The 12,250-nt window shown below is 68.3% G+C and carries 8 protein-coding genes and 1 pseudogene; 3 read left to right on the top strand and 6 right to left on the bottom strand.

Annotated elements, in window-relative coordinates; all coding sequences use genetic code 11:
* Window positions 1–63: 63 nt before the first annotated feature.
* The 3 genes from D7V88_RS02650 to D7V88_RS02640 all read right to left on the bottom strand — a co-directional run bounded on the left by D7V88_RS02650 (window position 64) and on the right by D7V88_RS02640 (window position 2,030).
* Entirely contained in the window at window positions 64–273 is a 210-nt protein-coding gene (locus D7V88_RS02650) for a hypothetical protein (protein WP_199741768.1), read from the bottom strand.
* On the bottom strand, window positions 270–908 hold the full coding sequence (locus D7V88_RS44185) for a hypothetical protein (protein ID WP_244237932.1): 639 nt from the start codon (window positions 906–908) through the stop codon (window positions 270–272). Before D7V88_RS44185 ends, D7V88_RS02650 begins: the two co-directional genes overlap by 4 nt.
* 126 nt (window positions 909–1,034) lie before the next feature.
* The gene (locus tag D7V88_RS02640; protein WP_158624972.1) at window positions 1,035–2,030 is read right to left on the bottom strand and encodes a histidine kinase dimerization/phospho-acceptor domain-containing protein; all 996 of its coding nucleotides are present in this window, start codon (window positions 2,028–2,030) and stop codon (window positions 1,035–1,037) included.
* Between the two features lie 244 nt (window positions 2,031–2,274).
* Between D7V88_RS02640 and D7V88_RS02635 the strand changes: the two genes are divergently transcribed.
* From D7V88_RS02635 to D7V88_RS02625, 3 genes are all read left to right on the top strand, one after another.
* Window positions 2,275–4,350, top strand: coding sequence for an alginate lyase family protein (locus D7V88_RS02635; RefSeq protein ID WP_120538997.1), 2,076 nt, complete (start codon window positions 2,275–2,277; stop codon window positions 4,348–4,350).
* Between the two features lie 71 nt (window positions 4,351–4,421).
* Window positions 4,422–5,741 carry a nucleotide sugar dehydrogenase gene (locus D7V88_RS02630; RefSeq protein WP_120539032.1) on the top strand — a complete coding sequence of 440 codons (1,320 nt, stop codon included), beginning with the start codon at window positions 4,422–4,424 and terminating at the stop codon, window positions 5,739–5,741.
* A gap of 185 nt (window positions 5,742–5,926) precedes the next feature.
* Complete coding sequence (locus D7V88_RS02625) at window positions 5,927–7,636, top strand: TldD/PmbA family protein (RefSeq protein WP_120539031.1); 1,710 nt, start codon at window positions 5,927–5,929, stop codon at window positions 7,634–7,636.
* Here D7V88_RS02625 and D7V88_RS02620 read toward each other — a convergent pair.
* The 3 genes and pseudogenes from D7V88_RS02620 to D7V88_RS02610 form a co-directional block, all read right to left on the bottom strand.
* Window positions 7,633–10,728, bottom strand: coding sequence for an alpha amylase C-terminal domain-containing protein (locus D7V88_RS02620; RefSeq protein WP_120538996.1), 3,096 nt, complete (start codon window positions 10,726–10,728; stop codon window positions 7,633–7,635). The two genes, D7V88_RS02625 and D7V88_RS02620, sit on opposite strands and share 4 nt — an antisense overlap.
* Before the next feature lie 39 nt (window positions 10,729–10,767).
* On the bottom strand, window positions 10,768–11,700 hold the full coding sequence (locus D7V88_RS02615) for a gluzincin family metallopeptidase (RefSeq protein ID WP_244237931.1): 933 nt from the start codon (window positions 11,698–11,700) through the stop codon (window positions 10,768–10,770).
* A 19-nt stretch (window positions 11,701–11,719) separates the two neighbouring features.
* Window positions 11,720–12,250, bottom strand: a pseudogene (locus tag D7V88_RS02610) (metalloenzyme); the annotation flags it as partial.

Genomic DNA, 12,250 nt, shown 5'->3' with positions numbered 1-12,250 from the left:
GTCGGGACAGGGCGTCGGGTGCGGCCCGGGACCTTCCGTCAGGGAAGGCCCGGGGAAGACACGTCACTTCTTCGGACGGCTCCACGCCTTGGGCCAGTCGTCGAACTGCGCGACCTCCTGCTCCCCGACGAGCAGCGTGTACATGGACTCCTCGGGGAAGTCGCCGATGCGGATGCGCAGCTCCTGCCCGTCCGCCTTGGTGCGCAGCGGGTGCAGCACGTCCGTCGTCTTCACCCATTCCAGCTTCTGATTCAGGAGTTGCTCAGCGTTCATAGCTTGGCCTGCTGATTGGCGAAGTGGTTGTTCACGGTCTGGTTGGTGCGCTTCGAGCTGTCGATAAGGCTCTGGTAGACGGCGTCCCCAGTCAACCCCTTCGCCTTGGCACCCTTGACCAACTGGTCGAACGAGGGACCGTCCAGCCGGCCGTACGTGAAGAAGTCGCGCGCCTTGAGCATCATGACTTCGAGCGGGTTGCTCATGAAGCTGCGCGCTTCCAGGCGGGCCTCGTGGCGGGTGTTCACCGCCGCCTTCGCGCGCTCTTCCAGGGACGCGCCCTGGGCCTTCAGCTTCGCGTCCGTCTCCGGGATGCTGGCGACCTTCTGGTTGTACCAGTTGCGGATTTCAGTGTTGGTCGTGGGCTTCTTCGCCGAGGCCGCGTCCGGGCCGTTCACCTTCGCGGCGCCGTCCGGGTTGCGCGGACGGGTGCGCGACGGGCTGCCCGTCACGTCCGTGGGCTGCGGCCGCGTGGGCGCGGGCGTCGAGTTCGAACGCGTGGGTTTGGTCGGGGTAGAAGACGTCGGCGTGTTCGTCTTCGGCTTCGAGTCCACGGAGTTGCTGCGGCGCGGAGGGGACGACAGCGCCGAGTCGGACTTCGTGGAGCGGACGCTCGAGTTCCGGGAGAGCTTCATGGGGGGTCGACCTTCGAGGGTAGGAAGGAAAACAGCTTTCCCTTTTATCGCAAGCACAGGTAGGCGAGTTGCGACCTCTGCCTACCTTTCACGCGAATCCCTGACGTTTCCCGCAATCCCGCCCGCTTAGCGGTGGGCCGGCACCGCGAAGGCGTCATCCCTTGGACAGAGCAGGGTGATTTCCAGCCGGGGCTCCCGGTGGACGCCCAGCGTGCCCCCCAGGCGCCCCGCGAGGTGCCGGAGCACGGCTTCGGTGCGCGGGGGAAGGGCAGCGCCAGGGCAGGCCTGGACGCGCAGCAGCCACTGCGTGGCGTCCAGGGACGGGCCCAGGTGGACATCCACGGCCACCGCGTTCGCGGTGCTCCTGGCCACCGTGCGGGCGAGCAGCTCCCAGTCCGCTCGGCTGCCTCGGACGGCCACGGCCGGGGCTTCGGGCAGCGTCAGCGTGGGCGCTGCCCGGCGGCGTCCGGGCGTGGGCGCGAAGGCGCGCTCCAGCACGGGGCGCAGGTCGTCCAGGCCCGGGACCAGGGGCGACAGGCGCCGGTCGATGAGCTCCTTCTGGTCCGTGCCCGACTTCGCGAGCCGCTCCAGGTAGCGCTGCATCTGCGCGTTGAGCGGGCCCGCGGTGCCCTTGAGCATCATGTCCACGTAGCCCCGGATGACCATCAGGGGCGTGCGCAAGTCATGGGCCGCGCGCGAGCGACGCTTCTCCAGCGCCAGCACGGTGCGCTCCAGGCGCAGCTTCGCTTCCAGGAGTCGCGACTGCCTCTCGCGCTGCGCCACTTCCCGCGCATGCGCCTTCAGCAGGGCAGGGGCGAACGCACCGAAGCGCGCCACCACGTGCCGCTGCGATGTCGTCAGCGGCGCCGGCCAGACCTGGAGGACGGGGCTTCGCGCTGCCTTGTCGGTGTCTCCGTCGCGATGGGCGGGCACTCGCCCCACCTTCATCACGCACGCATGTCCTTCATGGAGGGCCGCGCCGGTCGCACCGGTCAGCCGCAATGTCGCCTTGAGCAGAGCCTCCAGGCCCGCGCGCGTTCCTCTGCGCAGCGCCTGCTCGGCCACCGCCGTCAGCGTCGTTTCCACCCTGGCATCGAGGTCGTCCTCGATGCGCCGCCCCATCCAAGCCCCAGCCCGCACGTGCCAAGGAATGGGCATGCCTCGGTGGAGGCGCAACGGCTCCCGCGCTGGGCAAATCCTTCTCCGGCGATCAGGAATTCTTTACCCACCGTGATCGGCGGCGGGAGGACATTTTTACCGTCGCGGGGGCAGGACACCCTGGCCAAACCCTTGCTCCCACTGGGAAAAGGTTTTGGCCGAGCACTTGCTATCGCTCCTCCTCGTCAAGCGGTTCGGGAAGGGGCGGATGGGAACTCTCGAGTACTACGCGGCGATCGCTCGGATGGCGCCAGGAGCACTGGCGAAGAGCGCGGTCCGCCGTGTCCAGGGTGTCGCGCGGCAGGCCCTCTACCGCCGCCGTGAGCAGGTCGACGAGGCCCAGCTCCTGGAGTCCTTCGGTGCCACGTCGGCCGGAGAACTGGTGTCGCTGGCGCTCGACCACCGCTCCTCGCGGGCCTGGTGCGAGGTGTCCCAGCGCGCGTCCGTTCGCGCCGCCATCGAGAAGCTTCCGGGCGCGAAGCAGCGCACGCAGGCCCGAGCGGCGCAGGCGCTCGCCCAGGCGTGGAATGTCTTCGGCACGCCGGTGTCCTTCGGCGAGGGCCGTCCGGTGGACTGGTCGTTGGATCCGCTCAGTGGCAAGCGCTACCCCGTCGAGCCCGTGGAGACCCTGCGGCTGCTCGTGAAGGGCATGGATCCGAAGTACCCGTGGGTGATGGGCCGGCTGGACAGCCTGGTGGCGCTGGCGCAGGGCGCCTGGGTGACGAACTCGCCGGTGGGACGCTCGCGGCTGGCGACGGCGTTCGTCGCGCAGACGCTGGACTTCCTCCAGGCGAACCCCGTGGGCATGGGCGCCCACTGGACGTGCCCCATGGAGATTGCCCTGCGCGCGGCCAACCTCGCGCAGGCGCTGGTGATGTTCGCGGACGCGCCGGAGGTGCGCCGTCCGGAGTTCCTGGTGCCCGTGCTGGGCGCGCTCACCGAGCACTCCGCGTGGGTGGAGGCCCACCTGGAGGACCACGGCGCGGTGCCCAACAACCACCTCGTCTCCAATTACGTGGGGCTGGCCGTGGTGGGCCTGCTCTTCCCGGAACTGCCGGGCGCGCCCCGGCAGGTGGCGCTCGCCGCCAACGGGCTGCGCGCGCAGATGGATGCGCAGGTGCATCCGGAAGGCACGTCCTTCGAGGGCTCCATTCCCTACCACCGCCTGTCGGTGGAGCTGTTCACGCTGGCCTATGTCGTCGCTCGCGGCGCGGGCGTGTCCCTGGGGCCCGCGTACGAGTCGCGTCTGCGATTGATGTATGTCGCGTCCCGCGCCTGGTCTTCCGAAGCAGGCTTGGCGCCGCAGATGGGCGACAATGATTCAGGCCGCGCTTTTCCCTTCCAGGACCGGGATGATCGCGAGCAGGGCTACCTGTCCGGGCTGGGCGCGGCGCTCTTCAATGATTCGGGCCTCCGTGACGGCGTGTTTCCGGACGAGGCGGCGTGGCTGTTGGGCACCGCGGGCCTGGAGCGTTTCGCTGCGCTGTCCGTGGCGCCGGAAGCTGCTTCGGTGAGCTTTCCGGAAGGTGGATTTCACACCTTGCGCGGCCCGGGAGTCGTGCTCACTGTGTCGGCCGGTAAGCAAGGGCAACGGGGCGTCGGGGGACACAGTCACAACGACAAACTCTCCTTCGAGCTTCATGTTCATGGCCGCCCCGTCATCGTCGACCCGGGAACCGGTTCGTACACGCGGGATCCGGCGCTGCGCAACGCGATGCGGAGTACCGCGGCGCACAACACGCTTCAGGTGGATGGGGCGGAGCAGGCCCCGTTGGATCCGGCGCGGCTGTTCGCGCTGCCGGAGGATGCAAGGGCTCGCGTCCTGGCCTTCCAGCCCGGCGCGCGGCACGACCGGCTGGTGGTGCGGCACGACGGCTACCGGCACCTGGCGTCGCCGGTAGGCATTGAGAGGACTTTCTTCCTGGACCGGCACGTGCGCGCGCTGGCCGTGGAAGACCGGCTCGTCGGTACGGGCCGTCATGAGGTGGTGGGACGTTTGCATCTGCCCGATGGGCAGGCGCGGTGGTGTGAGGCTGACGCGGTGGTGCTGGCGCGGGCCCAGCGTGTGCAAGAAGGACCTGGTTCCTTCGAGGCACGCGCGGTGGAGATTGGACCGGCGGAAGCGCCCGTGGGTTGGGTGTTGCTGGGGCGGGGGTTGGAGACCTCGCTCGTTCCGTCGCAGTATTCGCCCGGGTATGGGCGGGTGGTGTCGGCGGTGTCGGTGGAGTTCCGGAGGCAGATGACGCCTCCGGCGAGGCTGGGGTGGGTGTTCGTCTTCAGGTGAACGGTGTGGGTCGGGACAGGTGAGCCGGCGAGGCCGCCTGTCAATTGCTGGGAGTAACGACAATGCGCGTGATGGTTGGCAACCCCTTGCTGGAGCGGATCAGCAATCGGGAGGCGAAGGTTGGCGTGGTGGGTCTCGGTTATGTCGGTCTTCCCCTGGGCATGGCGTTCGCGGACGCCGGCTTCATGGTGACCGGCCTGGACGTGGATCAGCGCAAGATTGACAAGATTACGAAGGGTGAGAGCTACATCAAGCACATCCCCAGCGAGCCGCTGGCGAAGCTCACCCAGGCGGGAAAGCTCACGGCGAGCAATGAGTTCGCCAAGTCGCGTGAGCTGGACTGCGTCATCATCTGCGTGCCCACGCCGCTGACCGCGTCGCGTGAGCCGGACATGAGCTTCATCATCGCCACGGGCGAGGCGCTGGCGCCGTACGTGCGTCCCGGCCAGCTCTTCATCCTGGAGTCCACCACCTACCCGGGCACCACCGAGGAGATCCTCAAGCCCCTGCTGGAGAAGGGCGGCCTCAAGGCGGGCGTGGACTTCTTCCTGGCCTTCAGCCCCGAGCGCGAGGACCCGGGCAACAAGGGCTTCAACACCAAGACGATTCCGAAGGTCGTCGGCGGCTACTCGCCCGCGTGCCTCGAGGTCGCGGTCGCTCTCTACGGCAGCGCGCTGAAGGAAGTCGTCCCGGTGTCCTCCACGCGCGTGGCGGAGCTCTCCAAGCTCTTGGAGAACATCTACCGCTGCGTGAACATCGCGATGGTCAACGAGATGAAGATGCTCTGCGACCGCATGAACGTGGATGTCTGGGAAGTCATCCAGGCCGCCAGCACGAAGCCCTTCGGCTTCCAGCCGTTCTACCCGGGCCCCGGCCTGGGCGGGCACTGCATCCCCATCGACCCGTTCTACCTGACGTGGAAGGCGCGCGAGTTCGAGTTCCACACCAAGTTCATCGAGCTGGCCGGCGAAGTGAACTGGCAGATGCCCTACTACGTGGTGCAGCGCACGATGGAGGCGCTCAACGCGGGCAAGAAGGTCCTCAACGGCGCGAAGGTCCTCTGCCTGGGCGCGGCGTACAAGAAGGACATTGACGACTTCCGTGAGTCCCCGTCGCTGCGCGTGATGACGCTCCTGAAGGAGAAGGGCGCGGACATCAGCTACCACGACCCGTTCGTGAAGGAGCTGCACAAGGGCCACGGCTTCAACATGGAGATGACGTCCGTCCCGCTCGACCCGGAGACGCTCAACCAGTACGACGCGGTCATCATCCTGACCGACCACTCGCACATCGATTACAACGAGCTGGTCCAGCGCTCGAACATCGTCATCGACACGCGCAACGCGACGAAGGCCGTCACGGAGGGCCGCGAGAAGATCGTCAAGGCGTAAGGCTTCCCGAAGGCTTCAAGGTACAGACAGGCGACATGCGCCTGGAGGCCGCAAGGCTTCCAGGCGAGAGGGTCCTCGCTTCACGCGCCGCCGGGAGGGGCTGCGCGTGAGGGGAGGACCCTTGCCCGTTTCTGGCTACAGTGCGCGCCGTGCCCAACGCCTTTCGTCCCTTGTTCCCGCTGTTCATGGCTGCGTCGCTGCTGATGGGCGCGACGCCCGCGCCAGGCCCCCGCTCCCAATTGCTGGAGGCGATGTCCACGGAGCTGACGCGCAACCAGCAGCAGCTCAAGGTGAACGGCCATGAGGCGCCGTACTTCATCAGCTACCTGGTGAAGGACTACGAGTCGCGGCTGCTCGTCGCGCGCTACGGGGCGGTGTTCCAGGACGACGACTACCGCGAGCGCAAGCTGGGCGTGGACGTGCGCGTGGGCAGCTACGACTTCGACAGCTCCGTCGCGGACTCGCTCGACTTCGGCTTCAGCACCAGCAAGGGCTCGAGCTTCAGCGCGCGCAAGGAGGGGCCGCTGGATGACTCGCCGCTCGCGCTGCGCACGGCGCTATGGCTCGTCACGGATGAGAAGTACAAGGCCGCGCTCTTCCAGTTCCTGAAGAAGAAGGGCGAGGACGTCTACGCGGTGGAGGACCCCAAGCGGGCGGCGTCCTTCTCCCGCGAGACGCCCTCCACCTACGTGCAGCCGCCGGTGGCCTTTCCCTTTGACCGCGAGAAGTGGCGCAAGCTGGCCCGGGAGGTCTCCGCGCGCTTCAACGCGCACCCGGAGCTGTTCGATTCGGAGGTGCGCATCACCGCGGACAAGGCGACGCGGCTGTTCGTCTCCTCCGAAGGCACGAAGCTCATCACCGAGGAGACGCTGTACGCGCTGCACGTCTCCGCGGTGACGCGCGCGCCGGACGGGCAGTTGCTGGATGACTCGCGCAGCTTCTACCTGCCCACGGAAGCCGGGATGCCGGACGTGGTGAAGGTGCACGCGGCGGCGCAGAAGGTCATCGACGAACTGCTCGCGCTCAGGCAGGCGCCGGCCATCGTCCCGTACGCGGGGCCTGCCATCCTGGCGCCGGAGGCCGCGGGCGTGCTCTTCCACGAGACGCTGGGCCACCGGCTGGAAGCGGACCGGCAGGACGGCGACAGCGATGGCAAGACGTTCAAGGGCCAGGAGGGCAAGCAGATCCTCCCGTCCTTCCTGTCGCTGCGGGATGATCCGTCCAGGCGCGAGGTGAACGGCGAGCCGCTCAACGGCTACTACCTCTATGACGAAGAGGGCGTGAAGGGGCAGCCGGTGTCGCTGGTGGAGAAGGGCGTGCTCAAGGGCTACCTGATGAGCCGTCACCCGGTGGAAGGCTTCGCGAAGTCCAACGGCCATGGGCGCGGCCAGGGCACGCTCCAGCCGGTGGCGCGCATGGGCAACCTCCTGGTGGACAGCACGAAGCAGGTGAGCGACGCGGAGCTGAAGAAGATGCTCGTCGCGGAGGCGAAGCGGCAGGGCAAGCCGTACGGGCTCATCATCCGCGACATCACCGGGGGCAACACCAACACGTCCAGCTACGGCTACCAGGCCTTCAAGGGCGTGCCGCGCATGGTGTACCGCGTGGACGTGAAGACGGGCGAGGAGACGCTGGTGCGAGGCGTGGAGATCGTCGGCACGCCGCTGTCGTCGGTGAACCGCATCCTCGCCACGGGCCAGCGGTTGGGCGTGTTCAACGGCTTCTGCGGCGCGGAGAGCGGCAACGTGCCGGTGTCCACCGTGGCGCCCGCGGTGCTGCTCCAGGAACTGGAGCTCCAGCGGGCGATGGAGGGCAAGGACCGGCCGCCCCTGCTTCCCAGTCCGGCGGCCCCGAAGCAGGCGGCGGCCGGACCGGAAGCGAAGGGGACGAACTAACCGACCCGCTTCATCACCACGTAGCCGGCGGCGGGGATGTTCACCTTGGTGTTCCCGCCGTTCAGCGTGGCGCCGAAGTTGCCGAAGTTGCCGCCGCCGTACGCGGAGGCGTCGCTGTTGAGCACTTCCTTCCACTGCCCGGGAGGCAGCGGCAGGGTGTAGCCGTCCAGGTTCTTCTTGTTCAGGCTGCCCACGACGAGGAACTCCTCGTTGCCCGACTTGCGCGTGAAGGCCATCACGCTGTCGTCGTTGTGGGTGTAGACGCGCTTCACCTCCGCCGCCGCGCTGAAGGCCGGGCTGCTGTTCCTGAGGCCGATGGCGTCCTTGTAGAAGCTGAAGCTCTGCCGGCGGGTGACGTCCAGCATCGCGTCCTTGCGCTCGGAGGCGGGCAGGCTGGAGATCTCCTGGAAGAGCTTCTTGTCGTCCGCGGAGAAGGACTTGTAGGCCGCGTCCTTCGTCTGCGCGTCGGGGGAGAGCGTGAAGAGGCGCTCGTAGGTGGCCTTCGTCGCGTCGTTGAACGTGACCTTGCCGAAGTCCACGTCCTTGCCCACGTCCTGCCAGCTCCAGTCGCTGTCCCAGGTGGAGGGGTTGCCCCAGCGGAAGTCGTTCTGCGCGCCGAACTCGTCACCCTGGAAGAACATCGGAATGCCGGGACCGGCCATGCCCATGCCGCCGGTGAAGCGGGCCGCGCCGCGCGTCCACTGGTCCGGGAAGTCGGTGGCCTTCTCGCCCTCCGCGGTGTTCATCGTGCGCTGCGCGTTACCCACTTCGTCGTGGTTGGAGATGATGGACAGCGCCTTCTGCCAACTGTCCAACCCGCGCGGCGCCGTCATGAGGTTGACGAACGCGTCCATGTCCGTCTTCAGCCCGCGCGCGGCCGCCTGCACCAGGCCCGGCTTGCTGTTGTCGTTGACGAGCCGGTGCTGGAACTCCGTGTACCACTGCGCGTCGAAGCCGCCGCCGGTGCCGTCCGACTTCGCCGGGCGCGAGATGTCCGGCTCGTAGTCGAACTGCTCCGCCACGGTCCACACGTTGGGGTTCACGAAGTGCACCTGGCGGTTGATCTCCCGGAGCATCTCCCAGCCGTCCTTGCCACCCACGCCCTTGATGGGCTCCGTGAAGTCGAATCTCAGTCCGTCGAACTTCAGCTCCTGCACCTGCTGCACGGCGTGGTCGATGAAGAGCTGCTTCACCTGCGGCGTGTTGTACGCGGGGACCGCGCCCCAGGGCGTGTCGCGCTGTTCGAACTTGCCCGGCTCCTTGGACCAGTTGAAGTACGGATTGCTGGGGCCGCCCACGTTCCACAGGCCGTTGTGGTCGCCGAAGACGTGGTTGTAGACGACGTCCGACACCACGTTGAGGCCCTTGCCGTGGGCCGCGTCGATGAAGCGCTTGAGGGCTTCATCCCCCTCCACCCACTGGCCCGTGTCGTCCTCGAAGCCCAGCGAGCTCTCCGCCGCGAGGCTGTTGACGCCCAGGTAGCCCCAGTTGCGGCTGCCTTCCACTTCGTTCGTGGGCAGCAGCTCCAGCGTGGTGACGCCCAGCTCCTTGAAGTAATCCAGCTTCTTGAGCAGGTCCTCCATGGTGGAGCGGTTGGAGTTGCCCGCCTGGCCCAGGAAGCTGCCCGCGTGGAGCTGGTACACCGTCCACTTGGACGGGTCCTTCTCACGCGGCACGTTGTCGTTCTTGAACACGAACGCCGTGGGGTCCGTGAAGACGGAGCCGCGGAAGTCCACGCCGCTGCCCACGGTGATGAGGTCGCTCCAGGGGTCGTTCTCCGACGAGGAGATGCGCTCCGTCTGGGACAGCTTCCCATCGTTGTTCACGTCGTCGCGCAGGTGCAGCTTTCCCTGCGCGTCCTTGTCGAACACCTGGAACTCGTAGCGCAGGCCTTCGAGCTTCGACGGATCATTGACGAGCGTCGTCCACGCGCCGCCCTGGTTCGTCATCTTGATGCGGCCGTCGTCCGTGACGTTGCGCGACCAGAAGTCGCTGTTCGCCGCGCCGCCCCGGAACTTGTCGATGAGCGTCTCGTCGAACTTGCCCAGGCGCTCCTGGAGCTGCGCCTTGTTGAGCGGGTTGCCGTCGCCGTCCTTGAGGACCAGGTACGCGCTGTCCGCGTCCTCGGCGTCGTCCACGTCGAAGCGCATGAGGGGCGTGGCGCCGGGGAAGTAGCGGTCCACCTCCTTGCCGCGCATGGGGTCCAGGAAGAGGCGGTCCAGGCCGCGCTGCTCGCCCATCATCCGGCGCGCGTACGGGTCCGGCCGGTCGCTGACGGCGCCCGTGGAGTCCACGACCTCGTAGACGTAGGACTTGCCCTCCAGGTTGCTCCAGGCGCCCTTCGCCTGGGCGGTCCAGTTGCCGCCCTCGTCGCGCGTCAGGGGGATTGTCTGCTGCTGGCCCTGCTTGTCGGTGACCTTCACCTGGACGGCGCGTGCATCCGGCGCCCAGAACTTGAAGGACACGTCCTGGCCGGAGCGCTGCGCGCCCATCTGGTGGTACGTCGTCGGCGAATAGGACGCGGTGGGCTTGGACAGATCCAGCTTGAGGTTGCCCTCGCCCATCACCGCCCACTGGTCCTTGCCGGACGGGCCGTCCACGCTGACGCCCCACTCCCAGTTGCGGGCCAGGCCGTCGTCCGCCACCTTCACGGAGGCCTCGTACTTGCCATTGCCCAGGGGCTTCATGGGGATGCCGCCCCCGCTCCACTGGGCGCTGAAGCGGCCGTCCGCGTCCCAGCTCCCCTTGAGCTGCGGGTTGGTGAGTTGGTTGTGCGGGCCCGCGTCGTACGTGAACGTGATGGTGCGGGTGACGGGCTTCTCCACCGTGGCGCCCGGACGCACCGGGGCGGTGGGAGCGGCGCCCAGCAGGGCCTCCGTGTTGCCCGAACGGGCCAGGGTTCCAGAACCCGCGACCGGGGCCTTCGCGCCCGCGGCCGGCGTGGATTCAAAGGCGGAGGTGTTCCGGCGGGCGGCGGCGGCCTTGGCGGCGGCGGCCTTCTGCTGGGCAAGCACCTTTTCGGCGTCGACCGTGGGGGACGCCTTGGCGGGGGCCGGGGCGCTGGTCGGGCGGTTGATCTTGGAGTCACTCACGGGGGGAATCCTCCGACGGCCCACGCATAGCGGGCGTCTTCATCTTTTCGGGCTTGTGCCCTCCAGAGTTGTGTCTGGAGGGCCCGAAGGTGGGGGCAATGGTTTGGAGATCAATGGAATCCAGGGAAGCCCCCGGTTTTCGCCGCGAAACCGACCTGTTTCGGGCTCGGGTGGGTTGATGCGACCCCCCTTGAAGCCGCGCAGGTACACGTAACGGCGGAAGTCGCGCAGGAAGGCGTCCACGGGGATTCCGACGGCCTCCTGGAAGGCAGGCGTGAAGTCCTGGCCCTGGCGCATGGCCTGGAGGGTGCCCCGGACGCGCTCCTCGCCGTAGCGGCTGATGAGGAAGTCGAAGGCGTGGTGGGCGGCGCCGTAGACGGTGGCGTTCTCGGACTCGTAGAGCGACTCGGCGCGGGCGAGCGGATCGGCCTGGGGGTGGTCGTGGAGGAAGCGGGACAGGTCCTCCAGGCTGGGGACGCGGTAGCCCTGGGCCGCGGTGTAGGAGGCCATGCCTTCGCTGAACCACAGGGGGATGCCCTTCTTCGTCCAGGTCATGCGGGTGGCGGACGCCTGGTACATGAGGCTGTGGGTGAGCTCGTGCAGGAGCAGCTCGTCCACCTGCTTCTGGGAGGCCCCGGCGCGCGTCCAGGTGCGGGGGCTCTGGAGCTCCACCTGTTCGAAGCGGGCCCAGGCGCGCAGGAAGTCGTGGTCGGGGCGGTTGGCGGCGCGCTCCAGGGCGGCGTGGTTGGGGTGGATGACCAGGGTGACAGGCTCGTGGAAGGTGCCCCAGCGGTCGAGGCGGGGGGCGGCGTTCTCCACGGCCCGGCGCACCATGTCCGCGGCCTGGGCTTCCCGGGGGGCGTGGGCGAAGCGGAACTGACCGCCGGGCAGCTCCAGCGAGGCGTCGGCGTCCACGGGGGGCTTGCGGGTCATGGAGGCGCACGCCGACAGCAGGGCGAGCGCCACGAGCATGACGCTCCATCGTCCCGCGCTACCACCCACCCGCATCCCGAGCCCCTCCGTTGGCCCCAAGCCAGCGCATCACGGCGCGACCCACGTCCGCGACCGTGGTGAAGGACGCTACCTCCGGGGCGGAGGGCCCGAAGTAGAGCATGGGCACCGGGTGCACGGTGTGTCCGCGAACCGACAGGTCCTCCACGTTGCCGTGGTCACTGCACACCAGCACGCGCGCGTCGGCGGGGCGGGTGGCGGCGATGGCGCGGGTGAACGCATCGAACGTGTCCAACGCGGCCCGCGCGGCGGTGAAGTCCTGGGCGTGCCCGGCCTCGTCGGCGAGGTAGTGCTCGAAGAAGGTGAAGTCCGCGCCTTCGGAGATGCGCCAGAAGAGGGCGGCGGCCTCCTCGGGCGTGCGCAGGGGGATGGACAGTCCGTGGGCGCGGGCCTGCGCGCCGGTGATGTCGTGGGTGAGGCCGTCGTCCGCGCGGGCGTCGTCCAGGGTGCGCAGGGGCTCACCGCCCGCGGCGAAGGCGAGCTTGGCCGCCGAGGCGCGCACCTTGCGCGC

The sequence above is a fragment of the Corallococcus terminator genome (genome assembly GCF_003611635.1).
GTDB classification, from domain to species: domain Bacteria; phylum Myxococcota; class Myxococcia; order Myxococcales; family Myxococcaceae; genus Corallococcus; species Corallococcus terminator.
Note: the sequence above shows the minus strand (reverse complement) of the source record. Positions and strands in the feature narration are given on the sequence as shown.

What these genes read in the sequence shown, in the direction of transcription:
- D7V88_RS02650 (WP_199741768.1), bottom strand. Translation starts at nt 273, where the DNA reads ATGAACGCTGAGCAACTCCTGAATCAGAAGCTGGAATGGGTGAAGACG.
- D7V88_RS44185 (WP_244237932.1), bottom strand. Translation starts at nt 908, where the DNA reads ATGAAGCTCTCCCGGAACTCGAGCGTCCGCTCCACGAAGTCCGACTCG.
- D7V88_RS02640 (WP_158624972.1), bottom strand. Translation starts at nt 2,030, where the DNA reads ATGGGGCGGCGCATCGAGGACGACCTCGATGCCAGGGTGGAAACGACG.
- D7V88_RS02635 (WP_120538997.1), top strand. Translation starts at nt 2,275, where the DNA reads ATGGGAACTCTCGAGTACTACGCGGCGATCGCTCGGATGGCGCCAGGA.
- D7V88_RS02630 (WP_120539032.1), top strand. Translation starts at nt 4,422, where the DNA reads ATGGTTGGCAACCCCTTGCTGGAGCGGATCAGCAATCGGGAGGCGAAG.
- D7V88_RS02625 (WP_120539031.1), top strand. Translation starts at nt 5,927, where the DNA reads ATGGCTGCGTCGCTGCTGATGGGCGCGACGCCCGCGCCAGGCCCCCGC.
- D7V88_RS02615 (WP_244237931.1), bottom strand. Translation starts at nt 11,700, where the DNA reads ATGCTCGTGGCGCTCGCCCTGCTGTCGGCGTGCGCCTCCATGACCCGC.